Origin of the sequence: Mesorhizobium tamadayense (assembly GCF_003863365.1) — a bacterium.
GTDB lineage: Bacteria > Pseudomonadota > Alphaproteobacteria > Rhizobiales > Rhizobiaceae > Mesorhizobium > Mesorhizobium tamadayense.
Map to the genome: position 1 here is coordinate 176,202 of NZ_RQXT01000006.1, position 23,337 is coordinate 199,538.

Below are 23,337 nucleotides of genomic sequence, written 5' to 3' on the forward strand. Positions count from 1 at the left end.
GATGCCGCGTAAATAGGCACCCTTGCCCAAGAATTGAACGGACGCTTTTGCATGGCGGCAATGCATTTGTTGCAATGCAGCATTAAGCATTATTGAACCTGTCGCTGGCGATGCGCACCACGCGGGTGTCGGCATCTCCTGAATCTCGACACGCCTCAGCCGACGTCGAGCACGATCTTGCCGATATGCTCGCCTTCCTCCATCCGCTCATGCGCGCGCCAGGCTTCCGTCAGCGGGAAGATCATGTCCATGACCGGAGCGACCTTGCGGGCACCTAGCAGCGGCCAGACCTGAGCCTCGAGAGCCGCCGCGATGGCCGCCTTGAATTCGACCGTGCGCGGGCGCAGCGTCGAGCCGGTATGGACAAGGCGCTTGACCATAAGCTTTGCGAAATCGGCGCTTGCCACCGCGCCGGCCTGCACGGCGATCTGGACGATGCGACCCTCGATCGCCGCGGCTTCGTAGTTGCGCGCCACATAGTCGCCGCCCACCATGTCGAGGATGACGTCGGCGCCCTTGCCGCCAGTTGCGTCCTTCACCTCGGCGACGAAGTCCTGCTCGCGATAATTGATCGCCCGGTCGGCGCCGAGCTTCAGGCAGGCGTCGCATTTCTCCTTGCTGCCGGCCGTGGTGATGACATAGGCGCCGAACGCCGACGCCAGTTGTATGGCCGTGGTGCCTATGCCGGATGAGCCGCCATGGACGAGCAGCGTCTCGCCCTTCTTCAGCCCGCCGCGCTCAAACACATTGTGCCAGACGGTGAAATAGTTCTCCGGCACAGCGGCGGCCTCCGAATAGGTGAAGCCGGCCGGGATCGGCAGCACGCTGCCGGCATGGACCTTGACATATTCGGCATAGCCGCCGCCCGGCGTCAGCGCGCAGACCCGGTCGCCGATGCGCCAGCGCGATATGTCGTCGCCGAGCGCGGCGACCTCGCCGGCCGCCTCGAGACCGGGCAGGTCCGAGGCGCCAGGCGGCGGCGGATAGGCGCCCTTGCGCTGCTGCACGTCCGGCCGGTTGACGCCGGCCGCGTGCACGCGGATGAGGATCTCGCCGGGACCAGGTGCGGGCACGTCGCGCGTCTCCGGCTTCAACACCCTGGGGCCGCCGGGTTGCGAGATCGCGATGGCCGTCATCCTTGCCGGAATCTTCTGTCCGCTTGCCATGGTGTCCCGTCTCCTTGTGCCGCATCGGCCGAAAATCGGAATCGATTTTCCGACAAGCACGATGCGCAACTCAAAAAACTTAGAGCGTCCTTTGCGCGTCTGAAAGACGCGCGACGCTCTGACCGTCGTTGCCGGCCGTTTGCATCGGTGCCCTTGCCCTATGTATGCTGATTGGCAAATCAGGCAAATGGCCCAAACAGGGAGGAGCGACGATGGCGATCTTCGACGACGAACCCAAAAAGAAGCCGCGCCCGCACGAGATCGGACAGGATCTGTCGCTGCTGTCCGTCGACGAGTTGTCCGAGCGAATTGCCCTGCTGCGCGAGGAGATCGCCAGGCTGGAAGCCGAGCGGGCCGCCAAGGGAGCCACCAAATCCGCGGCCGAGGAGCTGTTTCGTCGAGGATAAGCCGAGCGCGCCGGCGGCTGCCCCGGAAAAGCCTGATTGCGACCTCCAGACCTTCCCTCTGAAACAGACCTGCGCCCTGAAATCTCCTGCCGGATCAGCCCATGTTCGCAACCTACCGACCGATCCTCTCGCTGCTGCGCGGCACCGCGTTCCTGCTGGCGGCGTCCGGCCTGCATGGCCTGCTGCTGCCGCTGCGCGGCCAGGTGGAAGGGTTCTCGACCGCCTCGCTCGGCCTGATGGGCACGGCTTGGGCCGGCGGTTTCGTCACCGGCTGCTTCTTCGCGCCGCGGCTGGTGCGCCGCGCCGGCCATGTCAGGGCGTTCGGCGCCTTCGCCGCGTCGGGAGCGATCATCGCGCTGCTCACCGGCCTCATCATCGACGAGTATTTCTGGATCCTGCTGCGCGCCTTCACCGGCTTCACCATGGCCGGCGCCTTCATGGTCATCGAAAGCTGGCTGAACGAGAAAGCCACCAACGAGAACCGCGGCACGGTCTTCGGCCTTTATATGATGGTCACCTATGCCTCGATCATGGGCGGCCAGATGATCGTCGCCGGCGGCGACGTGAAGTCGGCCTCGCTGTTCATGATCACCGGCATCCTGTTCTGCCTGTCGCTCATTCCGACCGCCGTTTCGACGCAGTCGCATCCGAAGCCGCTGCAGGACGTCAAGCTCGACGTCAAAGGCCTCTATGCGAATTCGCCGGTGTCGGCGGTGGCCTGTGTTCTGATCGGCATCGCCAACGGCGCCTGGGGCACACTCGGCGCCGTCTATGGCGCCCGCATCGGCATCTCCACCGCCGAGATCGCGCTGATGATGAGCCTCGTGGTCGTCGCCGGCGCCGCCATGCAGCTTCCCGCGGGCCGGCTTTCCGACACGACTGATCGCCGCTTCGTGCTCGCCGGCGCGGCCTTCGGCGCGGCACTTTTCGCGGTGCTGATCTTCCTGGTCGAGCCGCATTCGGGCGTCTTCGTCATTGTGCTGGCCGCCGCCTACGGCGCCTTCGCCTACACGCTCTACTCCATCGCGGTCGCGCATGCCAACGACCACGCGCGGTCGGAGGATTTCGTCAAGGTTTCCGGCGGCCTGCTGTTGCTTTACGGCTTCGGCACGATGATCGGACCGCTGCTCGCAGCTGCCCTGATGGGCTGGCTGCGGGCGGAAGGCCTCTTCCTTGCGACCGCATTCGCCCATCTCTGCCTTGCCGGCTACACGCTGCTGCGCATCCGCGCCCGCGCGCCGGTTCCGATCGAAAACCGCGATGCCTTCAAGACGCAGCCGGCTGACCGCGCCGTCACGCCGGAAGCCTTGCGCCTCGATCCGCGCAGAAAGGTTGAAACCGACAGTTGAGATTTGGAAAACTTTGCCTCACAAATAAGGCATGATGTTTTCCGACGCCTTCGTGGCGATAGCCGATCCCAACCGGCGCTATCTCTTGGAAGAGCTCCGGCGCGGTCCGAAGACGGTGAACGAATTGGCAGCCGGGTTACCCGTTTCGCGCCCGGCCGTTTCCCAGCATCTAAAGGTTCTGCTCGACGCCGGCCTGGTCAAGGCCAAGGCGGAAGGCACCAGACGCGTCTATGCCGTCAGCACCGCCGGCTTCCTCAGGCTCAACATTTGGCTCGACCAGTTCTGGGAACTGTCGCCCGGAGAGTGATCGCTGAAGCGGCTCGTCGCTCCTTGGCGGCAAATCGGCGGCGGCGCCAACTGAAGCCTCATTCAGCGGCCTCCAGTGCCGCGCCAAGCGCGTCAAGCAGTTCGCCCGTTCCGTGCTCGCGCGTGTTTGGCGTATCGTGACCGTCGAAGATGGCTCCTTGCTCCGTCAGGATAAGCCGCGTGCCCTTGCCGTCCGCGATGAGCTCGATCGTCGCGAGCGACACCGAGACCCGGGTTTCGCCGAACAACAGCTCATAGCTGTAGACGATGCGCTGGTTCGGCATGATGTCCTGATGTTGAAGAAATGCATCTGCCCGTCGCTGGGGCAGCCGGCATTCACCTCCTTGCCGCCGACGCGGAAATCCTTTCATGCCGGCTCGGCATCGGGTTGTCGGGATCGACGAACCAGCGCTTCTTGGCAGCTGGATCGCTCAGCGCGAAATAGACCTTTTCGGGCGCCGCCGGATAGACGCGCTCGACGACGAAGGTGAATGGACGACGGATCGTTCTGTTATCGTGGCTTCCTTCAAGTTTCGTCTTTGGTGTCAGCGAGAAAATCGCCGAGGCGATCGAGCCTGCGCTCCCAGGCGAGGCGCCGCTCATTGATCCAGTGCTCGGCGGCCTTGAGCGCATGCGGCTCGATCCGGCAGGTGCGCACCCGGCCGAGCTTCTCGGTGCTCACCAGGCCGCTCGCCTCGAGAACGTTGAGGTGCTGGACGACGGCCGACAGCGACATCGCCAGCGGCTCGGCCAGCTGGCTGACCGAGGCCGGCCCGCGCGACAGACGTTCCACCATCTGGCGCCGCGCCGGATCCGCGAGCGCCTGGAACATCAAGTCGAGCTGGGCGGGATCGTGCAGCATGGCGCACTAGCCATTATTGTAGGGGAAGAGCCTGAAATAGGGCTGCGCTTCCTCGATCACGCGGGCGAAGCTCGGCCGTTCGAGCAGGCGGTCGTGATAGCGTTTCACGGCCGGGAACTTGTCGCCGAACGGCTCGACCTTGTTGGCATAGTACAGCGCCGGCGAGGCGGCGCAGTCGGCCATGGTGAAGGTCTCGCCCACCGCCCAGGTCCTAGCCTGCATCTCCTGTTCGATGATAGCGTAGGAATTGCGCAGCTGCACGCGCGCCTCCTCGACCCCGAACGGATCGGTTCTGTCCTTTGGCCGCAACCGGTCGCCGACGATCTTCTGCATCGGCTCCTGCACGTAGAAGTCGTAGAAGCGATCGGCCTGGCGGACCTTGATGGCGAGGTCGATGTCGGCGGGGATGAGCTCGACCGGCCCGGGGTAATAGGCGGCGAGATATTCGATGACGATGGTCGATTCCAGCACCGTGCGGTCCCGTGCGTCGTCGCGCAGGGCCGGCATCTTGCCCGTCGGCGAAACCTTCAGGAAGGCCGCGCGCGACTGCTCGTCGCCGAGATCGACGATCACCGGCCTGAAGGGCGTGCCGTTCTCGTAGAACGCGATCAGCGGCTTCCAGCAGAAGGACGCCAGCGGGTGGAAATGCAGCGTCAGGGACATACTCGCTTCTCCTGTCGTCGTCGAAATACTGAAGTAACTACTTAACTATTTTCAAAGACCACCGGAGTCAAGGCCGGCTCCCGCCGGTCAGCCGTGGGTCGCGATGGCTTCGATGATCTCCGGCCAGTCGTCGCGATGCAGCTCATGGCCGCCGCCTTCGATCCGCACCAGCCGGGCGCCGGGAACCGCGCCGGCAAGCGCCTCGCCGTGCTCGATCGGGATGAGCGGATCGGTGGCGCCGTGGATGACGAGCAGCGGCGCCGTAAAATCCTTTATCCGCCGCTCCGGCTCGCCGCTCTTGAGCAGGAAGTGGTTGATGGCGCTGGCGAGGCCGCCGGAACGGTCGTAATCCTCCTCGATCATCGCGCGTGTCCGTTCCTCGTCGAAGGGATGCATCGTGCTGGCAATCGCGCGAGCGCCCTTGACCATGAAGTCGAGCACCTGTCCCCGGTTCGACCAGTCGACATCGGCGCCTTCCGCGGAATGCTCCTTGTAGGCCTGGCTCGCCCCCGGCAGGCTGGACGTATCGACGCCGAGCGGCGAGCTGGAGATCACGGTGAGCGCGCTGACGCGTTCGGGATATTTCAGCGCCACGATCTGCGCGATCATGCCGCCCATCGACATGCCGACGACATGCGCCTTGTTGATATTATGGTCGTCGAGCACGCGGACGGCATCGTCCACCATGTCCTCGAACGTATAGGGCGGCGCGCCCGGCGTGTATTTGGTCGAGAGACCAGTATCGCGATTGTCGTAGCGGATGACGAAGCGGCCGCGCTGGGCAAGCTGCCGGCAGAAGGCTTCCGGCCACCAGAGCAACGAGGCCATGGCACCCATGATCAGAAGGATCGCCGGATCGGCCGGACTGCCGAAGGTCTCCGAGACGATTTCAGGGCGTGGCAAAGTGGCCATCCTTCTCTCCTGTCAATCCGATTGCATTTTGCAATCAGTTGCACGATAATCAAACCGATATCATAATGCAACCGGTTTTGGGAGACTGTCATGAACACCGAGCACCGCTCCGGCTGCCCGATCAATCTGTCGCTCGAGGTTTTCGGCGACCGCTGGACCCTGATCATCCTGCGCGACATGATCTTCGGCGGCAGGCGCCATTTCCGCGAGCTGCTCAACGGATCGCTGGAAGGCATCGCCTCCAACATCCTGGCCGACCGGCTGAAACGGCTGATGGAGCTCGGCCTGCTGACCAAGGCCGACGATCCGAGCCACAAGCAGAAGGCGATCTACAGCCTGACCGAGATGGCGATCACCCTGGTGCCGATCATGGCGCATCTCGGTGCCTGGGGGCGCGTATGGCTGCCGGTCAGCGAGGAGCTATCGATCCGCGCCGAGCTTCTGGAAAAAGGCGGCCCGCCGCTGTGGGAGCAATTCATGGACGAGCTGCGTCACGAGCATCTCGGCGCGCCGACGAAGACGCCGCCGGGCACGCCTGGCGTGCGGCAACAGCTGCAGGCCGCCTATGAGGCTGCGGTCTCGCGGAAGGCCGAGATCGCAGCAGGCTGACGCGAGGCAGGTTGAGGCGAGGAATAGGAACCTCGTCATCCCAGGGCGAAGCAGGAGCGAAGCTCCGTCGCCGAGACCCTGGGATCCATGGCGTTACTTCGACCGTAGCATGCAGCGGAGCAGAATTCAGCACCGCTGGCGAAGCGTCAAGGTCACGGCATGGATCCTATGGTCTGCGCCGCGTCGCTTCGCTCCTTGCTCCGCCATAGAATAGGATGACGAAGAGCTGGAGGTTTCCGCCTATCGCCACGAATGCGACTAATTGAGATTGATATCCCGGCTCGCCGACCGCATCGATACCGAGAAGCCGGCCAGCACATCGAACAGCGCGATGATCATCAGCGTGAAGAACACCGAATGCGCCGCGCCTTTCACCAGCAGGAACTCGACCAGGAAGGCGATGAAGACCAGCGTCGACAACAGATGATCCAGGATCGACGCATTGGTCGTGCGCACCGATTTTGAAATCTCGACGAACAGGAAGATCAACCCGATCAACACCATAAGGTCGCCGAGCGTCATCGAGAAGACGCCGCCCGACATCATGCGGAACGAGAACATTTCGGTGGTCCATGGATCGTCGCCGCCGCCGAACAATCCCAGCAGTCCGAGATTGTAGAGGACGAAGGGTACGATCAGCAGCGGGATGGCACCGAACATCTGGGGCGTCTCCAATGAGGCACCCTTTTGTAAAATCCGCCGCAGAGACGCCGTCAAGGCTTTTCGCCGCCCTGTCGAACACGCTCTAAGACCTAATGAAATAAGGATGTCAGCCGGTTGCCCGGCGCTTCGGCATCGAGTGCGATCCTGCCCGGTCAATCTGATCGCCAGACGCAAAAAGACCGGCCAGAGGCCGGTCCTTTGAAACGTCACAAACAGTGGAAGCTTCTCAGCTTTCCTTCGGCTCCAGGACCTGGCGGCCGCGATACATGCCGGTCTTCAGGTCGATATGGTGCGGGCGGCGCATTTCGCCGGAGTTCTTGTCCTCGACATAGGTCGGGGCCTTGAGAGCGTCGGCCGAGCGGCGCATGCCGCGCTTCGACGGAGAGGTTTTTCTTTTTGGAACGGCCATGGATATGCTCCACTACATGGTCAAAATGCCCCGGCACCCTCGCGAAAGGGCCGCACCGAGGCCATAATCTGAGAAAGTCGGGTGCCTATACACGCGTTGCTCGGTTTTGGCCAGCACCGCGGCGAATTTTTTTGAGCCGGTGACGCTTCGTCCTAATCGAGACAACCGACATAGGCGCCAGAGCGTCCGGCACGCCGCTCGATCAGATTGGCGAGCCGCCTGAGCCCCGGCCCGGGCCTCGCCGGATTGCGCGCGATCGGGTTGGGCAAGCTGACGGCAAGCAGTGCTGCCTGCCGGCGCGACAATTGCTTGGCCGAGACGCCGAAGTGATGCCGCGCGGCTGCCTCTATGCCGTAGATGCCCGGTCCCCATTCCGCGATGTTGAGATAGATCTCCATGATGCGCCGTTTCGACATCACCGCGTCGAAATAGACAGCTAAAGGCAGCTCGACCACCTTGCGCACGCTGCCCAGCGGCCGCGACCACAGGAAGAGATTCTTCACCGTCTGCATGGTGATGGTGGAGGCGCCGCGCGTCGCCTCGCCGGCAAGCGCATCGTCGACGACGCCGCGCAATTCGCCGAGGTCGACGCCGCGATGGAAGCAGAACTGCCCGTCCTCCGACATGATCACCGAATGTATGAGCACCGGCGCCATGTCGTCGATCGGCACCCAGCGCCGGTCGTATCCGGAAAAGGTCGCAAGATCCTTCAGCATCAGCGTCGAGACCGGATGCACGAAGGGCGGCAGATAGAGGAAGGTGAGCACCACCGGTATCGCCGCCAGCACGATCGCAACGACCAGGCAGCGCCGGCCGAGGCGCTTCAGACCGGCGCGGTTCAGGCGCCGTGGTCGCGCCATGTCCAGCCCTTCGATTTCATGATCGACGATCGGTTCCGTCAAGCCGCCCCCACCTGTGCCACTCGCCACTCCGGCATAATGGCGCGAGGCTTCTTGCGCAATGTCTGAGTGTCGGCTACCGGTCCCGGCCATGACGAAAGAGGACCAGATGGCCTTCGAATCCGCGCTTTTCGCGCGCGCCGCAGCAAGCGAGGCCCAGCTTAGGCAGGTCCTTGACGCGCGCCTGCTTTCCGGCGAGATCGCCAGGCCGGAACGGCTGATGGCGGCCATGCGCCATGGCGTGCTCAACGGCGGCAAGCGGCTCCGCCCTTTCCTGGTCATGGAAAGTGCCGCCCTTTTTTCTGCTGACGGCGAGGCGGCGCTGCGTGTCGCGGCGGCGCTCGAATGCGTGCATTGCTACTCGCTGATCCATGACGATCTGCCGGCGATGGACGACGACGATTTGCGCCGCGGCCAGCCGACGGTGCACAAGGCCTTCGACGAGGCGACCGCCATCCTTGCCGGCGACGCGCTTCTCACATTGGCCTTCGACATCATCGCCGACGAGGCGACCGCGCTGCCGGCCGAGCGTCGGGTGGCGCTCGTGCTGGCGCTTGCGCGTGCCGCCGGAGCCGGCGGCATGGTCGGCGGCCAGACGCTCGACCTCGAAGCCGAGCGCAAGCGCCCGGACGAGGCCGGCATCATCCGGCTGCAGGCCATGAAGACAGGCGCGCTGATCCGCTTCGCTTGCGAGGCCGGGGCCATCGTCGCCGGCGCGCCGGCCGCCGACCGCGAGCGGTTGGCCGAGTTCGGCTCGGCGATCGGCCTTGCCTTCCAGCTCGCCGACGACCTGCTCGACCTGACCGCGGATACGAAGCAGATGGGCAAGGCGACAAAGAAAGATGCAGCCGCCGGCAAGGCGACGCTCGCTGCGCTGCACGGCGCCGACTGGGCGCGCGAGCAGCTCCACGGCCTCATCGACCAGGCGCACGCGCTGCTTGACCCCTATGGCGAAGAGGCCGCGCTGCTGAAAGCCGCCGCGACCTTCGTGGCGACGCGCAATAGCTGAGGGCGGCGACCCTGAGCCGACTGTCGGCGCGATCGGGCAACTGCCCCTGCTCTGTTCAGGCAAATCCAGCGGCGAGAACTTGAACCGCCTCCTCCACGACAGCGCCCCTATTCGGCGGCCATTGCTACCCGCAGTTCCGGTTCCTCCGTCGAAACCTCGTGGATATCGTCCGCAATTGGGATCTCGTCGGCAGTCGGCTTGACGCGGAACCAGGCGGCATAGAGCGCGGGAAGGAAGAGCAGGATCAGCACCGTGCCGACCGCCGTGCCGCCGATCAGCGTATAAGCCATCGATCCCCAGAAGACGGAGTGCGTGAGGGGGATGAAAGCCAGCACGGCGGCAAGTGCCGTCAGGATCACGGGCCTCGTGCGTTGCACCGTGGCCTCGATGACGGCGTGATAGCCGTCAAGGCCGGCAGCACGGTTCTCCTTGATCTGTTCGGTCAGGATCAGCGTGTTGCGCATCAGGATGCCGGCCAGTCCTATCAGGCCCAGAATGGCGTTGAATCCGAAGGGCTGGTTGAAGGTGAGCAGCATCGGCACGACGCCGACAAGGCCGAGCGGTGCCGTCAGCATGACCAAAGACATCGTCGAGAAGGATCGCACCTGCAGCATGATGACGATCAGCATGGCGGCTATCATGGCCGGGAAGACCTTGCCTAACGCGGTGTTGGCCTTTTCAGCCTCCTCGATCGATCCGCCCAATTCGATGCGATAGCCGACCGGAAGGGATGCGATCAGCGGCTGAAGGGCCTTCATGATCTGCTTGGAAACCTCCGGAGGCTGAGTCGCCTCGTTGATATCTGAACGGATCGTGACGACAGGCGTGCGATCGCGGCGCTTCAGGATCGGCTCTTCCAGATGGATTTCCGAATGGCCGATCTGGTCGAGCGGAATCGAGCGGCCGTCCCGGCTCATCAGCGAGAAATCCGCCAGACGCGCCGGATCCAGCCGCTCGACGCCGGCGCTGCGCGCCACGATGGGGACATTGCGGATGTCCTCGCGGACCTGCGTGACGGGGATGCCGGTGAGCAGGAACTGCAGTTGCTGGCCCACCTCCGCCGGCGAGAGGCCGATGAGGTTCAGTCGATCCTGATCCGGGACGAAGCGAAGCACCGGCGCGCGGTCGCCCCAGTCGCGGTTGGCCTGCCGCACGTCGGGGACGCCCCGCATGATGTCGAGGGCCTTTTCGGAAATGCTGTAGAGTTGCTCGGGATCGGGTCCCATGACCCGGAATTCGACCGGGAACGGCGTGTAGGGGCCGAATACGAGCTGCGTGACGCGGACACGAGCCTCGGGTGCAAGCCCCTGCGCCACCGCCCCCCGGAGCCGGTGCTTCAACGCCTCGCGCGCCTCGGCGTTCGGGGTCAGCACGACAATCTTGGCGAAGGCAGGATCGGGCAGTTCCGGCGCCATCGCGAAGAAGAAGCGTGGAGCGCCCTGACCGACATAGCTGGTGACGATCTTGGCCTCGGGCTGGCTGTCCAGCCAATGCTCGAGCTTCTCGACCGTCGCGGTCGTCGTCTCGATGCCGGTGCCTTCCGGCAGGCGAACCTCGACAAGCACTTCCGGGCGGTCCGACGTCGGGAAGAACTGCTGCTTGAGGGAGCCCATTCCGACGACGGAAATCGCGAAGGCGATGCCGACGATACCGCAGGTGACGAACTTGTGGCGCACGGCAAAGGTGATGAGCCGCCGCAGGCGCCGGTAATTCGGCGTGTCGTAGATAGCGTGGTGACCGCCTTCGACCGGTTTGATCGCGGGCAGCATCTTGACGCCGAGATAGGGCGTGAAGACCACCGCGACGATCCAGGAGACGATGAGGGCGAACCCCACGACCCAGAAGATGTTGCCGGCGTATTCGCCGGCCGTGGAGCGCGCGAAGCCCACCGGCAGGAAGCCGGCGATCGTCACGAGTGTTCCCGACAGCATCGGCGCCGCGGTGTGGCTCCACGCATAGGCTGCCGCCTTGATGCGGTCCATGCCCTCTTCCATTTTCACCACCATCACCTCGATGGCGATGATGGCGTCGTCCACCAGCAGACCAAGCGCCAGAATAAGGGCGCCGAGCGTGATTCGATCGAAGAACCGGCCGGTCTCCAGCATGATGAGGAACACGACGGCGAGCGTCAGCGGGACGGCAGCCGCCACGACGATGCCGACGCGCCAGCCCATGCTGAGCAGGCTGATCAGCAGCACGACGCCGAGCGCCATCGCGAACTTCAACATGAACTCGTCAACCGCCGAGGTGATGTTCACGGCCTGATCGGACACCTTGTCGAGCGTCATTCCGAGCGGCAACGTCTTTGCGATGGCCGCCGTCCTGTCCTCCAGCGCCTTGCCGAGCGCGCGACCATCCCAGCCCTCCTGCATAACGGCCGCGAGCATGATTGTGGGCTCGCCCTGGCGCCGGATGAGGTAAGTGGGAGGGTCTTCATAGCCGCGGCTGACCTCGGCGATGTCGGAGAGCTTCAGCGTCCGCCCCGCAGCGACAATCGGCGTGTCGGCGATCGCCTGAACGCTGTCATAAGCGCCGTCGACCCGGATGAAGAGCCGCGGCCCCTGGGTGTCGATCGAGCCTGCCGGCGTGACGGTGTTCTGCCGCTGCAAGGCGGCGAGGATGTCCTGTGCCGATACGCCGAGGGTAGCCAGCTTGGCGTAGGAAAACTCGACGAATATCTGTTCGGGACGTTCACCAAGGATGTTGATCTTCTTGACGCCGGGCACGTGCAGGAGGTCCTGGCGGATCACCTCGGCCTGCCTCGCCAGCTCACGCATCGGCATGCCCTTGGCCTTCAGCGCGTAAAGGGCGAAGCTCACATCCGAATATTCGTCGTTGACGAACGGGCCATAGACGCCGGACGGCAGGTTGCGGGCTTCATCTCCAAGTTTCTTGCGGGCCTGGTAGAACTCCTCCTGCACGACGGATGGCGGCGTGCTGTCCTTCAGCGTGAGCGTCATATACGCGTAGCCCGGCCGTGCGGTCGTCTCCACCCGGTCGTACCAGGTCAGTTCCTGAAGCCGCTTCTCCAACGGTTCGGCGACAAGGTCCTGCATCTCGCGCGCCGTCGCGCCCGGCCACGCCGTCGTGACCGTCAGGGTCTTGATGGTGAAGTTGGGGTCCTCCGCTCGCCCGAGCATGACGAAGGCGTAGGCGCCGGCGGCCACCAGCAGGAGGATGAAGAACAGGGTGACGGCGCGTTCGCGGACGGCGATCGCGGAAAGATTGAGGTTCATCGGTTTCCACTAGCTCACAATTTGTTCGGCGACGGCCTCTTCGAGACCAGCTGCCGCTTGGACGGCAAGACCGCGGGCAGCCGCTTGTGAATCGTAAAATTCCTCGAGTGCGTAGACTCTGCCCCACCGCAGGGTGAACACGTGGAGGCCACGGTTGACGTACGACGCGTCGCCGTTGAGCAGCGTTGCGGTGCCGTCCCACTGGGCAAACGCTGTGGTATGCCACGGCCAGCCCTTCACCCAGATGTGGTTGACCGTGAGATGGAGCGTGGGCAGGACACGGCCGAGGCGCTCAAACCAGCGGCGCAGAGCTTCTTTGTCGTGGCGCTCACCACCAAGCGCGTGGGCTCCGGAAACCCGGTGATGGACATGCGGCGCGAGTGCTTTCACCGCCGCATCCCAGCGATGGTTGTTGACGTGGTCGAAGGTCTTTCGGATCTCTTTCTTGACAATGTAACTGTATATCATTGGACTTCTCCAACGGCGAACGCGGAAAGATTGAGGTTCATCGTCAGTTGCCTCCGCTTCCAGGCGCAGTCCTGACGCGGGCGCCCTCCTGCAGGAGATGAGCGCCGAGCGAAACGATCCGATCACTGGAGTTCAGTCCGCTGACCACAGCGGTTTCGCTGGTTACACGAACAAGCTGGACAGGCTGGAAGTGCACGGTCGACGCGGCGCTGTCCAGGACCCAAACGCCGGTCTTCTTGCCGTCGTCGAGCACGGCTCCCAGTGGCACCTGGACCTCCGGCTGGCTCGCCTGGGTTGCAAGCCGAATGGTTACCGTCGCGCCAAGCGGCGCTGCCGCGGCCTCACCATCGAGCACATAGCGGGCCTCATAGGTGCGGGTCTGGGCATCGGCAGAGTTGGATAATTGTCGCAGATGTGCCGTATGGCGGTGCTCAACATCCCCATATACGCTGGCCTCGGCCGCCGAGCCGATCGCCGGCCGGATCGTCTCGGGGAGCGCGACCACCGCTTCGCGGGGGCCGGCCTTGGCGATCCGGACCACCGGCTGGCCGGCAGGGACGACCTGCCCCGGCTCACCGAGCGTTTCAACCACCGTTCCATCGGCGTCCGCCACCAGGACTGCGTAGGTCGCCTCATTCTCAGCGACCTTCGCGTCAGCCTGGGCGGCGGCGAGCTGGGCCGCGGCAGTATCCAGCGCGGCCTTCGCCTGTTCGTACCGCTGCCGCGGGACCCAGCCATCTTTCAGCAGATTGGCGTATCGCCGTTCATCCGGTTCTGTCTGAGCAACGATCGCACGCGCGGCAATAACGGCATTGCGCTTTCCCGTGAGCGCGAGGCGAAGGTCAGTGTCGTCGATCCGCATCAGCGGCTGACCGGCCTTGACCTCCTGGCCGACATCCACCAGCCGCTCCACGATCTTGCCCGGTACGCGGAAGCCGAGATTGCTCTGCACCCTCGCCCCGACGATGCCGGTGAAGCCGCGTTCTGATCCGCTCACCCGCGCTGCCGCCGACAGCCTGACGATAGGCGGTTCCTGCCGCGGGTCGCCCACGGTGGAAGCCTCCTGAGCGGGATTGGCAAACGTGACGAATGCCGTCGCCCCCGACACCGCGATCGCCCCTGATGCCGTGATCAGAACCGCGCCCAGCATAATAACCGGTCTCTTTTTCATGCCCATCGCCTCATGTCGAAATAGATTGCGTTCGTGCCCTGTGCCGTGGTCCTGCTGCCGCCTGCACGGCCGGTCAGTTCATGGTCATCGGCTCTCGCGTGGGCACGTCGTTCCCGGACGACACCGTCACCTTCCCGCCGGATCTCGAGAACGCGTAGGGCGAGCCCTGGTGGCCCGGCATTGAAAACGCCACGGAGTCCCCGTTGGCGAGGCCCATCACGACGCGGAGCGGATCGCCCCCAGCCTTCGGCGCGAAGGTGGCGGTGACCTCCAGGAGGCTGCCGTCGACCGGGACGTAGTAGGCCACCATGTCGAGGCGGCCCTCGTGCAGGCTGCCGCCTTCGATCGGGCGTCCGATGGTGACTTCTTCGGCAAGCGCCGGCGTCGCGACAAACAGTGCGGCTAAAAGCGATGCACCTAGGGTTCTGCGGATCATCTCGTATCTCCTTTTTTAGATTGTGCTCGAACTCTATACCAGATAGATTTCGAACGCAATCTAAAAAGAATGCTGAGATGCATCCAGCCCGCGTCAAACCGCCGCACCTATCAGCGTGGCGAGCCGTCTATTCGGGCAAACCGCCGGAGTCGCCGGAAACAGTGTGGAAGGAGCGTTGCCCAGGATCATCTCGTACATTTTCTTGATAGATTGCATTCGCCCTCTATATTGAGTTATAGATTTTGTACGCAATCTAAATGGAGATCGACGATGCGCGTGAGCCGCATTCAGGCTGAGAAGAACCGGGAAACCGTGATCGACGTGGCAAGCCGCCTTTTCCGGGAGCACGGCTTTGACGGCATCGGCCTTAAGGACCTGATGAAGGGCGCCGGGCTGACCCAAGGCGCTTTCTACAAACAGTTCGCATCAAAGGAGGACCTGGCGGCGCAGGCGTCCCGGCGGGCGATGGAGAGCGCCACACACCGATGGTCGGCCGCGATCGCCGAGAATCCCGACGATCCGCTTGGCGCGGTGACCGCGTTCTACCTCAGCATGGATCATCGCGGAGAAAGAAGGGACGGCTGCCCAGTTGTGGCGCTCGGCTCGGATGCCGCCAGGCAGGGCAGCGACGTGAAAGCGTCATTCGAGGCCGGGATCAGGGAATACCTCGAGCTGCTCGGTGGTTGGGTTGGCGCTACCGGCGCCGAAGAGCCCAGCGATAAGGCCATGGCCATTCTCTCGACCATGGTCGGTGCGGTCGTCCTCTCACGGACAGTGAACGACGAGCGGCTGTCAAAGCAGTTCCTGCAAGCGGCCGCAAAGAGCGTGCTGAGGACGTCGTCTGCCGTGGATGTGCAACCGGGGCCGCGCCAATGACGCAGGTTTCTGTGACTTGCCTGATCGTGCGTAAGCAGCCGTAGGGCCCGCCCTCTCAGCGCGAACTGGGCAAGGCGGAACCCATGCCGTCCAGGACCATCCCATCGCGTGGGGCAGACCCTCGCGGCACAAGCAGTTTTGATTGGAGAGTAAATGCGACGGGTTGTTGTTACAGGCATGGGCGCGGTCACGCCCCTTGCCGCCGACGTCGAAACGTCCTGGTCGCGTCTGCTGGCCGGTCGCTCGGGCATCCGCAGACTTGCGGACGATGTGGTCGAAGATCTGCCGGCGAAGGTCGGCGGGGCGGTTCCCTCGCTGGAAGAAGATCCGGCCGCCGGCTTCGATCCGGACGCCGTCCTGCCGCCGAAGGATCAGCGCAAGGTAGACCGATTCATTCTCTTTGCGCTGGCAGCGGCAAAAGAGGCGCTCGCCCAGGCAGGATGGGCGCCCGTCTCGGAAGCGGATCGCCTGCGCACGGCCACGATCATCGCGTCGGGTATCGGCGGGTTCCCAGCCATAACCGAGGCAGTACGGACGGTCGACCTGCGCGGCGTACGCCGGCTGTCGCCTTTCACGGTGCCGTCCTTCCTGGTGAACCTCGCGGCGGGCCACATCTCGATCCGCCATGGCCTCAAAGGTCCGCTCGGCGCGCCGGTGACAGCGTGCGCGGCCGGCATCCAGGCGATCGGCGATGCGGCTCGTCTTATCCGCGCGAATGAAGCCGACATCGCCGTGTGCGGCGGCACTGAAGCGTGCATGAACACCGTCAGTCTGGGTGGCTTTGCAGCGGCACGCTCGCTCTCAACCTCGTTCAATCACCGCCCTGACCAAGCCTCGCGTCCTTTCGACATGTCGCGGGACGGTTTCGTCATGGGCGAAGGAGCCGGCGTGCTGGTCATCGAAGAATTGAGCCATGCGCTTGCGCGCGGCGCGAAACCGCTCGCCGAACTCGTCGGCTATGGCACCACGGCGGATGCTCATCACGTCACTTCCGGTCCCGAGGACGGCGATGGTGCGCGCCGTGCCATGGAGATCGCAATTGCCCAAGCCGGCATTTCACCACGTGAGGTTCGCCATCTCAACGCGCACGCGACCTCTACGCCGGTTGGCGACCTGGGAGAAATCGAAGCGATCAAGAGGCTCTTCGGCACGGATTTTTCGATAGCCGTCAGCGGAACGAAATCGGCGACCGGACACCTGCTCGGAGCCGCCGGCGGGCTTGGAGCCATCTTCACAATCCTGGCGCTCAGGGACCAGGTGGCACCGCCCACCCTCAATCTGAGCGCGCCTGATCCGGCAGGTGACGGAATCGACTTCGTCGCAAACGAGCCCCGGCCAATGGAGATGGACTACGCGATCTCCAATGGTTTCGGCTTTGGCGGCGTGAATGCCAGCGCCTTGTTCAGACGATGGACCACCCGGTGAACCGACGCGAGGGCCAGAGGCGCTTAGGTACCTTCGCTCCGACCTTTCATGCTTCTCCACGCCGATCCAACGCAAAGAAGGAAATGATTTCCATGAACAAGACCAATCCTGGCGTAGCCCTGGTTACCGGGGCATCTTCCGGCATCGGGCGCGCGACGGCCAAAGCCTTGCAGAGCGCGGGCTTTCGCGTATTCGGAACCAGCCGCCGCGGAGCCGCCGAAAGCTCAGACGGCATTACCATGTTGACCTGCGACGTGACCGACGACGCGTCCGTTGCGAAAATGGTCGATGACGTTCTGGCTAAGGCCGGACGCATCGACCTGCTTGTCAACAATGCCGGCATGGGTCTGTTTGGCGGCGCGGAGGAGTCCTCGATCGCCCAGGCCCAGGCGCTGTTCGACGTGAACGTCTTCGGCGTTTTCCGCGTGACCAACGCGGTGTTGCCGGCAATGCGACGCCAAGGGAAGGGCAGGATCGTCAATTTGAGCTCAGTGCAAGGGTTCATCCCCGCTCCCTATTTCGCGCTTTACGCGTCGACCAAACATGCCGTCGAGGGTTATTCCGAATCGCTCGATCACGAATTGCGCACCTTCGGCATTCGCGTTTCGTTGGTGGAGCCCGCCTATACCCGTACGTCGTTCGAGGAGAATCTCGCCGCCGGCGACCAGTCGCTTGATATCTATGACTCCGCGCGCGCTGGCATGACCATAGCCGTGCGGAAGGCGATGGAAAAAGGCGATGCTCCCGAGGTTGTAGCCAAGACCGTTTTGGCCGCTGCGATCGATCCCGCTCCGAAGAGGCGCTATGCGGCGGGAAAAATGGCGCGCCAGGTCAGTTTCCTGCGCCGTTTCGTCCCCGCCTCCGCATTCGACAAGAGCCTGCGAAAGCAGCTCGGGCTGCCGGTCTGACGCCGGCATCAACAAACATCCTGTTTCGGTCGAATCGGCGGTAGTGCAGGCACGTTTTCAGGCGGTTGCGCTTTTGGCAGCGCGCGAAGAACGCGCGCATCTCTCAGGCGCCCGATGCCACCACCAACGAAATCTTAATGTAAATCAAGCGTAATCCCGGCCGTTAAGATTGTGCGTATGGGTTGGGGTTGCGCATGCCGGAATATTCCTCCTTCATCCGGTCGATCCGGGTCCGCTACATTTCGGGATTGCTTGTCTTCGCGCTGGCCTCGGCCGCCGTGATGTTCGCGCTCAACCGCGTGAATTCATACCGCCACGAGGTCGATGCCTTGAGCGGCAATTTCGTCATCTTCTCGCGTGACCTTCGCAACGCCACCAATTTCGCCGAGACGACCGGAACGGCCTGGCGGGCCGAGACCCGCGATGCGCTGACCGCCGCAGCGCGCGGCCATTCCGAACGTCTGATGGGCGAGATCGAGGTGCTCAACGCGCAGCTCGCGGCGATCAGGCCGCGACTGTCGAAGAACACCCTCAACGCGCTGGAGTCCGCTTCGGTGAACGCCGACCTGTTCTGGTCGGCGCGCGACATGGTGCGCAACTTCAACGTGATGTCGGTGGCCCAGAAGGTCGACGAATGGAGCTACCGCGAGATCCGCAACCAGAACGATCTTTTCGCCCAGCCGATGCTGGTGCGCGCGCGCACCGCGCTCGACGCCGAGCGGCATCTCGCCGACGCCTCCAGCGACAGGCTGCTGCTATGGGCGAGCGGCCTGCTGATCGCCGTGCTCGCCATTGCCGCGATGTGGATCTTCCGGCCGATGGAGAATGCGATCCGCCGCGCCTTCGCCGAAACCGCCGCGTCGCTGTTCAAGGCCGAGGCCGCCGACCGCGCCAAGTCCGAATTCCTCGCCAATATGAGCCATGAGATCCGCACGCCGATGAACGGCGTGCTCGGCATGGCCGAGCTTCTCGCCAAGACCGAGCTGACGCCGCGCCAGAAGACCTTCACCGACGTCATCGTCAAATCCGGCAACGCGTTGCTCACCATCATCAACGACATCCTCGATTTCTCCAAGATCAATGCCGGTCAGCTGACGCTCGACCCTGCCCCCTTCCGCCTGGCCGAAGCGGTCGAGGACGTGGCGACGCTGGTGTCGGCCCGCGTCGCCGAAAAGAACCTCGAGCTCATCGTGCGCGTCGATCCGCGCCTGCCGGCCTTCGTCGTCGGCGACGCCGGGCGCTTCCGCCAGATCGTCACCAACCTGCTCGGCAATGCGGTGAAGTTCACCGAGAAGGGGCATGTGCTGATCGATGTCGGCGGCGATGTCGTCGACGGCGTAGTCCAGCTCAAGGTCCGCGTCGAGGACACCGGAATCGGCATTCCGGCCGAAAAGCTGCAAAGCGTGTTCGAGAAGTTCGCCCAGGTCGACGGCTCGTCCACCCGTCGTCACGAAGGCACCGGGCTCGGCCTCGCCATCTCCGCCCGCCTCGTCGACCTTATGGGCGGCAAGATCGGCGTCGAAAGCGAGATCGGCCGCGGCTCGGTCTTCTGGTTCGCCGTGCCGCTGCGGGCGCACAGCCAGGATGGGCGCAACGAGATCGTGCCGGTCGACGTCACCGGCGCCCGCGTGCTGGTCATCGACGACAACCCGGTCAACCGCGAGATCCTGCTGGAGCAGCTCAGAAGCTGGAGCTTCGACTGCGCCGCGGCCGAAAGCGGCGCCGTCGGCCTCGCCTTCCTCGACCGCGCCTACCAGCTCGGCGCCTCGGTCGACTGCATCATCCTCGACTACCAGATGCCCGGCATGAACGGCGCCGATGTCGCCAAGGCGATCGCCGCCGACGGCCGCCTCTCCTCCATTCCGGTCGTGCTCTTGACCTCGGTCGACCAGGTCGATTTCGGCAAGATGGTGATCGACTTCGGCATCGTCGCGCATCTGACCAAGCCGGCGCGTTCGGCGGTGCTGCTCGGCACTGTGATCTCCGCCATCCAGAAGGCGCGCACGCAAGGCGCCAAGGCGCATTTCGTGCGCGAGCCGGTGGTGGCCCAGCCAGCCCCGCCAGCCTTCACCGTCATCCGCGGCCCGGCCGTTCCGGTCCCCGCCGCGCCGGAATCGACTGCAGCGCCGAGCGGCCCGATCGATATCCTGATCGCCGAGGACAATGACGTGAACCAGCTGGTCTTCGGCCAGATCCTCAACGGCCTCGGCCTCAGCTACCGCATCGCCGGCAATGGCCGCACCGCGGTCGAGATGTACCGCTCGCTGCAGCCGCGGCTGGTGCTGATGGACGTCTCCATGCCGGAGCTGAACGGCTATGAGGCGACCCGCGCCATCCGCGCGATCGAAGAGCAGAACGGCAGCCATACGCCGATCATCGGCGTCACCGCCCACGCGCTCAAGGGCGACCGCGAGAAATGCATCGAGGCCGGCATGGACGACTACCTGCCGAAGCCGGTTTCCCCCGACCGCCTCGGCGCCAAGATCGGCACCTGGCTCAGCGAGACGGTGGCGGCGAAGACGGCGTAGGGCAATCCTGGCTGCTGGTTTGGCGGATCAGCGCAGCCGGCCGATCGGAATGATTTCCGGCGAGGTCGCGACATAAGGCGCGCCCTGCCAGTCGCCGAGCCACTGCTCAACCCGCAGTCCAGCGTCATCCACCATCCTGGCAAGACCTTCTTTCCTGGGGAAAGCGATCTTGGATTCGGCGCCCAGAACCGGTCTGCCACCTGGAATTTCATAGAAGGTCGAATAGGTAACAACGCCGGTGGCGGCAACATGTTTGGCATCATACCAAGCCTTGACGGCGCCGAGGCTAGGATGCGCCACCACCCGTTCTGAGCGCTGCGGCGTCCATTCCCGCCACATCTCCATGGCGGGATTGCGAGTGTCGAAAATGAAACGTCCATCGGGAGCAAGATGACTGGCGATGGTGCGCAGCACGGCGCTCTGGTCTTCTTCTGTCAGAAAGACTTGAAACGAATGCCCGGTCAGCAGCAACAGATCGAAGCGTCGTCCGAGCCGAACCGTTCGCGCGTCGGCCTCGACCCACTCGACCCTGTCACCGCCGGTCCTATGCCGCGCGACGTCGAGCATAGCCGATGCAGGTTCAACGCCGGTGACACTGCACCCTTCGGACAGTTCCGCAGCCAGTTGACCAGTGCCACAGCCGAGATCGAGGACCGAGCCGCCATTTCTGGCAAGACTGACGCAGTATCTGAAATCGGCGCGGCCTTCCTGGTTCTCGACGTCGTAGAACTGGACGAACTCGGGATCGCTGTAGAGTCTGTCGGTCATGGCGGGCGCCTATAACCGAAATTTCTGCTGGATGCGACTGCGGGCTTGCGATTTGGCCGCTACCTATTGCGCATCACCACACACGCGCCGCCGACGCTATGCAGCTTGCCGCAGATGCCGTTCGCCTCGGCGCGCGAGTCGGCGCCGATCCTGACTGCGTAGATGCCGCGTCGGCCGATCGGCGTGCGCACGCGGCTGACCACCGGATCACGGCTGGCCAGCAGCGCCGGGAACCGGCCACGCACGCGCAGCCACTGACCGATTGCGGCGGAGCGGCGGAAATTGCCGGCCACCTGCACGCCCCATGGTTTGACGTTGATCGAGGCCATGGCGACGGTCTGCGACATGATCACCGGCAGCCTGCGGCAGGCGATCGCAAAGCTCGTCTTCGGATCGAGCGGCTGGATGGCGCCGGCATAAGCAGTGTCCGAGAACTTGTCGACCGGCTCGCCCATGACGTCGAAGACATAGCTCTCGGTCTCCATCGGCAGGAAACCACCTGAGCTGAGCCAGCGCGACACGCGGTTCTCGCCGGCATTGTAGGCGGCCGCAGCCAAGCCGAGATTGCCGTAGCCCACCTTCATCTCGGCAAGATATTTCGCTGAAGCCGGGATGGCCTGCTCGATGTCGAAGGGATCGGCGAGCCCGCGCAGCTTGGCGGTGCCCGGCATGAACTGCGCGATGCCTTCGGCGCCGACCGGGCTGACCGCATTGGGGTCGAAGCGGCTCTCCTTCCAGATCAGCCGGGCGAAGAAATCCTTGGGGAGGGCGTTCTTGTCCGCCTGGGTCTCGATCAGATCGCAGACGCGGCCGATCAGCCGTTTGGCGGCCGATTGCGGCGGGTCGGCCAGCGCTTTACCGGCCCAGCCCAACCCACAAAGCAGGATAAGCGTCGCTCTCAGCAAACGACGCATCGGCTCATTCCGCGGCAGCTTTGCCGTGTCCGTACCGCTGCTCGATATAGTCGGCGACCATTTTTTCGAAATCCTGCGCGATCGAGGGACCGCGCAGCGTCGCCGCCTTCTTGCCGTCGATGAAAACCGGCGCCGTCGGCGTCTCGCCGGTGCCCGGCAAAGATATGCCGATATCGGCATGCTTGGATTCGCCTGGGCCGTTGACGATGCAGCCCATCACCGCAACCTTGAGATTCTCGACGCCGGGATATCTCTCGCGCCACACCGGCATGTTCTTGCGGATGTCGGCCTGAATGCTCTGGGCCAGCTCCTGGAACACGGTGGACGTCGTGCGGCCGCAGCCGGGGCAGGCCGCGACGATCGGCACGAACTGCCGGAAACCCATCGTCTGCAGCAATTCCTGCGACACCTGCACCTCGCGGGTGCGGTCGCCGTTCGGCTCCGGCGTCAGCGAGATGCGGATCGTGTCGCCGATGCCCTGCTGCAACAGGATGCCCATCGCAGCCGAAGAAGCGACGATGCCCTTGGTGCCCATGCCGGCTTCGGTCAGGCCGAGATGCAACGCGTGGTTGGAACGCGTCGCAAGCTCGGTATAGACGGCGATCAGGTCCTGCACGCCGCTGACCTTGGCCGACAGGATGATCCTGTCGCGGCCGAGCCCGATCTCTTCGGCCATCTCGGCCGAAAGGATCGCCGACTGCACGATCGCCTCGCGCATGACTTCCTGCGCGGTGCGCGGCGAGCCCTGGGCCTGGTTGTCGTCCATCAGCCGGGTCAGGAGCTCCTGGTCGAGCGAGCCCCAGTTGACGCCTATGCGCACCGGCTTGTCGTATCTGATCGCCATCTCGACGATCGCCGCGAACTGGCGGTCCTTCTTGTCCTTGAAGCCGACATTACCGGGATTGATGCGGTATTTCGCCAGCGCCTCGGCGCAGGCCGGATGATCGGCCAGCAGCTTGTGCCCGATATAATGGAAATCGCCGACCAGCGGCACGTTGACGCCGAGCCTCAACAGTCTCTCCCGAATGCGCGGCACCGCTGCGGCGCTCTCGTCGCGGTCGACGGTGATGCGCACGATCTCCGAGCCGGCACGATGCAGCGCCGCGACCTGGGCGACGGTCTGGTCGACATCGGCGGTGTCGGTATTGGTCATCGACTGCACGACGACCGGCGCACCGCCGCCGACCATCACGCCGCCGACATCGACGCCGACCGATGCGCGGCGCGGGAAAGGAGAAGAAAAATATCCGGTCATGGCCGGCCGCCTTTAGCTTGGAGCAGAAAGATGCTCAAGGGTCCGGGCATGAGGTGGAGGAGCAAGGAAGGCTTGTCAATGGCGATGGGCGGGCGACC

General features: G+C 64.2%; 24 protein-coding genes. 9 read left to right on the top strand and 15 right to left on the bottom strand.

Features of this window, described 5'->3' with window-relative positions; genetic code table 11:
- Window positions 1–155: 155 nt before the first annotated feature.
- Complete coding sequence (locus EH240_RS07630) at window positions 156–1,166, bottom strand: NAD(P)H-quinone oxidoreductase (protein ID WP_124996793.1); 1,011 nt, start codon at window positions 1,164–1,166, stop codon at window positions 156–158.
- Window positions 1,167–1,378: 212 nt separating this feature from the next.
- Here EH240_RS07630 and EH240_RS07635 point away from each other — a divergent pair, with 212 nt between their 5' ends.
- The 3 genes from EH240_RS07635 to EH240_RS07645 all read left to right on the top strand — a co-directional run bounded on the left by EH240_RS07635 (window position 1,379) and on the right by EH240_RS07645 (window position 3,229).
- Window positions 1,379–1,573 carry a DUF1192 domain-containing protein gene (locus EH240_RS07635; RefSeq protein WP_124996794.1) on the top strand — a complete coding sequence of 65 codons (195 nt, stop codon included), beginning with the start codon at window positions 1,379–1,381 and terminating at the stop codon, window positions 1,571–1,573.
- A 101-nt stretch (window positions 1,574–1,674) separates the two neighbouring features.
- The gene (locus EH240_RS07640; protein WP_124996795.1) at window positions 1,675–2,922 is read left to right on the top strand and encodes an MFS transporter; all 1,248 of its coding nucleotides are present in this window, start codon (window positions 1,675–1,677) and stop codon (window positions 2,920–2,922) included.
- Window positions 2,923–2,953: 31 nt separating this feature from the next.
- Window positions 2,954–3,229, top strand: a complete 276-nt coding sequence (locus tag EH240_RS07645) for an ArsR/SmtB family transcription factor (protein ID WP_124996797.1) — start codon at window positions 2,954–2,956, stop codon at window positions 3,227–3,229.
- 58 nt (window positions 3,230–3,287) lie between these two features.
- Here the strand turns inward: EH240_RS07645 and EH240_RS07650 are convergent, their stop codons facing one another.
- From EH240_RS07650 to EH240_RS07665, 4 genes are all read right to left on the bottom strand, one after another.
- Complete coding sequence (locus tag EH240_RS07650; protein WP_245435859.1) at window positions 3,288–3,599, bottom strand: SRPBCC domain-containing protein; 312 nt, start codon at window positions 3,597–3,599, stop codon at window positions 3,288–3,290.
- A 155-nt stretch (window positions 3,600–3,754) separates the two neighbouring features.
- Window positions 3,755–4,090: an ArsR/SmtB family transcription factor gene (locus EH240_RS07655; RefSeq protein WP_124996799.1), complete on the bottom strand. Its 336-nt coding sequence runs from the start codon at window positions 4,088–4,090 to the stop codon at window positions 3,755–3,757.
- Between the two features lie 6 nt (window positions 4,091–4,096).
- Complete coding sequence (locus EH240_RS07660; protein WP_124996801.1) at window positions 4,097–4,753, bottom strand: glutathione S-transferase family protein; 657 nt, start codon at window positions 4,751–4,753, stop codon at window positions 4,097–4,099.
- 87 nt (window positions 4,754–4,840) lie between these two features.
- Window positions 4,841–5,665 (bottom strand): alpha/beta fold hydrolase, encoded by an 825-nt coding sequence (locus EH240_RS07665; protein WP_124996803.1) that lies wholly within the window; start codon window positions 5,663–5,665, stop codon window positions 4,841–4,843.
- A 90-nt stretch (window positions 5,666–5,755) separates the two neighbouring features.
- Here EH240_RS07665 and EH240_RS07670 point away from each other — a divergent pair, with 90 nt between their 5' ends.
- Window positions 5,756–6,274: a winged helix-turn-helix transcriptional regulator gene (locus EH240_RS07670; protein WP_124996805.1), complete on the top strand. Its 519-nt coding sequence runs from the start codon at window positions 5,756–5,758 to the stop codon at window positions 6,272–6,274.
- Between the two features lie 258 nt (window positions 6,275–6,532).
- Here EH240_RS07670 and EH240_RS07675 read toward each other — a convergent pair whose 3' ends face one another.
- The 3 genes from EH240_RS07675 to EH240_RS07685 all read right to left on the bottom strand — a co-directional run bounded on the left by EH240_RS07675 (window position 6,533) and on the right by EH240_RS07685 (window position 8,206).
- On the bottom strand, window positions 6,533–6,934 hold the full coding sequence (locus EH240_RS07675; RefSeq protein WP_124996807.1) for a hypothetical protein: 402 nt from the start codon (window positions 6,932–6,934) through the stop codon (window positions 6,533–6,535).
- 229 nt (window positions 6,935–7,163) lie between these two features.
- Window positions 7,164–7,346 (bottom strand): 50S ribosomal protein L32, encoded by a 183-nt coding sequence (rpmF, locus tag EH240_RS07680; RefSeq protein WP_006203806.1) that lies wholly within the window; start codon window positions 7,344–7,346, stop codon window positions 7,164–7,166.
- Between the two features lie 152 nt (window positions 7,347–7,498).
- Window positions 7,499–8,206, bottom strand: a complete 708-nt coding sequence (locus tag EH240_RS07685) for a transglycosylase domain-containing protein (RefSeq protein ID WP_124996858.1) — start codon at window positions 8,204–8,206, stop codon at window positions 7,499–7,501.
- Window positions 8,207–8,336: 130 nt separating this feature from the next.
- Between EH240_RS07685 and EH240_RS07690 the strand changes: the two genes are divergently transcribed.
- A complete protein-coding gene (locus EH240_RS07690) occupies window positions 8,337–9,254 on the top strand; it encodes a polyprenyl synthetase family protein (RefSeq protein WP_124996809.1) in 918 nt (305 codons plus the stop codon).
- Window positions 9,255–9,361: 107 nt separating this feature from the next.
- On the opposite strand, the gene EH240_RS07695 is transcribed toward EH240_RS07690, so the two are convergent.
- The 4 genes from EH240_RS07695 to EH240_RS07710 form a co-directional block, all read right to left on the bottom strand.
- On the bottom strand, window positions 9,362–12,490 hold the full coding sequence (locus EH240_RS07695) for an efflux RND transporter permease subunit (protein ID WP_124996810.1): 3,129 nt from the start codon (window positions 12,488–12,490) through the stop codon (window positions 9,362–9,364).
- A 9-nt stretch (window positions 12,491–12,499) separates the two neighbouring features.
- A complete protein-coding gene (locus tag EH240_RS07700; protein ID WP_124996812.1) occupies window positions 12,500–12,958 on the bottom strand; it encodes a nuclear transport factor 2 family protein in 459 nt (152 codons plus the stop codon).
- Window positions 12,959–13,001: 43 nt separating this feature from the next.
- Window positions 13,002–14,129: an efflux RND transporter periplasmic adaptor subunit gene (locus tag EH240_RS07705; RefSeq protein WP_124996814.1), complete on the bottom strand. Its 1,128-nt coding sequence runs from the start codon at window positions 14,127–14,129 to the stop codon at window positions 13,002–13,004.
- Window positions 14,130–14,202: 73 nt separating this feature from the next.
- Window positions 14,203–14,565: a hypothetical protein gene (locus tag EH240_RS07710; RefSeq protein ID WP_124996816.1), complete on the bottom strand. Its 363-nt coding sequence runs from the start codon at window positions 14,563–14,565 to the stop codon at window positions 14,203–14,205.
- Window positions 14,566–14,835: 270 nt separating this feature from the next.
- On the opposite strand from EH240_RS07710, the gene EH240_RS07715 reads away from it, so the two are divergent.
- From EH240_RS07715 to EH240_RS07730, 4 genes are all read left to right on the top strand, one after another.
- Window positions 14,836–15,441, top strand: coding sequence for a TetR/AcrR family transcriptional regulator (locus EH240_RS07715; RefSeq protein ID WP_124996818.1), 606 nt, complete (start codon window positions 14,836–14,838; stop codon window positions 15,439–15,441).
- Window positions 15,442–15,594: 153 nt separating this feature from the next.
- Window positions 15,595–16,866 (top strand): beta-ketoacyl-ACP synthase II, encoded by a 1,272-nt coding sequence (gene fabF / locus EH240_RS07720; RefSeq protein WP_124996820.1) that lies wholly within the window; start codon window positions 15,595–15,597, stop codon window positions 16,864–16,866.
- Between the two features lie 92 nt (window positions 16,867–16,958).
- Window positions 16,959–17,774 carry an oxidoreductase gene (locus EH240_RS07725; protein WP_124996822.1) on the top strand — a complete coding sequence of 272 codons (816 nt, stop codon included), beginning with the start codon at window positions 16,959–16,961 and terminating at the stop codon, window positions 17,772–17,774.
- 194 nt (window positions 17,775–17,968) lie between these two features.
- Window positions 17,969–20,302, top strand: coding sequence for a response regulator (locus EH240_RS07730; protein ID WP_124996824.1), 2,334 nt, complete (start codon window positions 17,969–17,971; stop codon window positions 20,300–20,302).
- Between the two features lie 27 nt (window positions 20,303–20,329).
- On the opposite strand, the gene EH240_RS07735 is transcribed toward EH240_RS07730, so the two are convergent.
- The 3 genes from EH240_RS07735 to ispG are packed head-to-tail and all read right to left on the bottom strand — an operon-like array spanning window position 20,330 to window position 23,239.
- Entirely contained in the window at window positions 20,330–21,070 is a 741-nt protein-coding gene (locus tag EH240_RS07735; protein ID WP_124996826.1) for a class I SAM-dependent methyltransferase, read from the bottom strand.
- 59 nt (window positions 21,071–21,129) lie between these two features.
- Complete coding sequence (locus tag EH240_RS07740) at window positions 21,130–21,984, bottom strand: lytic transglycosylase domain-containing protein (RefSeq protein ID WP_124996828.1); 855 nt, start codon at window positions 21,982–21,984, stop codon at window positions 21,130–21,132.
- Window positions 21,985–21,988: 4 nt separating this feature from the next.
- Complete coding sequence (gene ispG, locus EH240_RS07745) at window positions 21,989–23,239, bottom strand: flavodoxin-dependent (E)-4-hydroxy-3-methylbut-2-enyl-diphosphate synthase (RefSeq protein ID WP_124996830.1); 1,251 nt, start codon at window positions 23,237–23,239, stop codon at window positions 21,989–21,991.
- Between the last annotated feature and the right edge of the window lie 98 nt (window positions 23,240–23,337).

Bases quoted from the DNA above. Each gene is read 5' to 3' on its own strand.
- EH240_RS07630 (WP_124996793.1), bottom strand. From the start codon at position 1,166: ATGGCAAGCGGACAGAAGATTCCGGCAAGGATGACGGCCATCGCGATC.
- EH240_RS07635 (WP_124996794.1), top strand. From the start codon at position 1,379: ATGGCGATCTTCGACGACGAACCCAAAAAGAAGCCGCGCCCGCACGAG.
- EH240_RS07640 (WP_124996795.1), top strand. From the start codon at position 1,675: ATGTTCGCAACCTACCGACCGATCCTCTCGCTGCTGCGCGGCACCGCG.
- EH240_RS07645 (WP_124996797.1), top strand. From the start codon at position 2,954: ATGATGTTTTCCGACGCCTTCGTGGCGATAGCCGATCCCAACCGGCGC.
- EH240_RS07650 (WP_245435859.1), bottom strand. From the start codon at position 3,599: ATGAAAGGATTTCCGCGTCGGCGGCAAGGAGGTGAATGCCGGCTGCCC.
- EH240_RS07655 (WP_124996799.1), bottom strand. From the start codon at position 4,090: ATGCTGCACGATCCCGCCCAGCTCGACTTGATGTTCCAGGCGCTCGCG.
- EH240_RS07660 (WP_124996801.1), bottom strand. From the start codon at position 4,753: ATGTCCCTGACGCTGCATTTCCACCCGCTGGCGTCCTTCTGCTGGAAG.
- EH240_RS07665 (WP_124996803.1), bottom strand. From the start codon at position 5,665: ATGGCCACTTTGCCACGCCCTGAAATCGTCTCGGAGACCTTCGGCAGT.
- EH240_RS07670 (WP_124996805.1), top strand. From the start codon at position 5,756: ATGAACACCGAGCACCGCTCCGGCTGCCCGATCAATCTGTCGCTCGAG.
- EH240_RS07675 (WP_124996807.1), bottom strand. From the start codon at position 6,934: ATGTTCGGTGCCATCCCGCTGCTGATCGTACCCTTCGTCCTCTACAAT.
- rpmF (WP_006203806.1), bottom strand. From the start codon at position 7,346: ATGGCCGTTCCAAAAAGAAAAACCTCTCCGTCGAAGCGCGGCATGCGC.
- EH240_RS07685 (WP_124996858.1), bottom strand. From the start codon at position 8,206: ATGGCGCGACCACGGCGCCTGAACCGCGCCGGTCTGAAGCGCCTCGGC.
- EH240_RS07690 (WP_124996809.1), top strand. From the start codon at position 8,337: ATGACGAAAGAGGACCAGATGGCCTTCGAATCCGCGCTTTTCGCGCGC.
- EH240_RS07695 (WP_124996810.1), bottom strand. From the start codon at position 12,490: ATGAACCTCAATCTTTCCGCGATCGCCGTCCGCGAACGCGCCGTCACC.
- EH240_RS07700 (WP_124996812.1), bottom strand. From the start codon at position 12,958: ATGATATACAGTTACATTGTCAAGAAAGAGATCCGAAAGACCTTCGAC.
- EH240_RS07705 (WP_124996814.1), bottom strand. From the start codon at position 14,129: ATGAAAAAGAGACCGGTTATTATGCTGGGCGCGGTTCTGATCACGGCA.
- EH240_RS07710 (WP_124996816.1), bottom strand. From the start codon at position 14,565: ATGATCCGCAGAACCCTAGGTGCATCGCTTTTAGCCGCACTGTTTGTC.
- EH240_RS07715 (WP_124996818.1), top strand. From the start codon at position 14,836: ATGCGCGTGAGCCGCATTCAGGCTGAGAAGAACCGGGAAACCGTGATC.
- fabF (WP_124996820.1), top strand. From the start codon at position 15,595: ATGCGACGGGTTGTTGTTACAGGCATGGGCGCGGTCACGCCCCTTGCC.
- EH240_RS07725 (WP_124996822.1), top strand. From the start codon at position 16,959: ATGAACAAGACCAATCCTGGCGTAGCCCTGGTTACCGGGGCATCTTCC.
- EH240_RS07730 (WP_124996824.1), top strand. From the start codon at position 17,969: ATGCCGGAATATTCCTCCTTCATCCGGTCGATCCGGGTCCGCTACATT.
- EH240_RS07735 (WP_124996826.1), bottom strand. From the start codon at position 21,070: ATGACCGACAGACTCTACAGCGATCCCGAGTTCGTCCAGTTCTACGAC.
- EH240_RS07740 (WP_124996828.1), bottom strand. From the start codon at position 21,984: ATGCGTCGTTTGCTGAGAGCGACGCTTATCCTGCTTTGTGGGTTGGGC.
- ispG (WP_124996830.1), bottom strand. From the start codon at position 23,239: ATGACCGGATATTTTTCTTCTCCTTTCCCGCGCCGCGCATCGGTCGGC.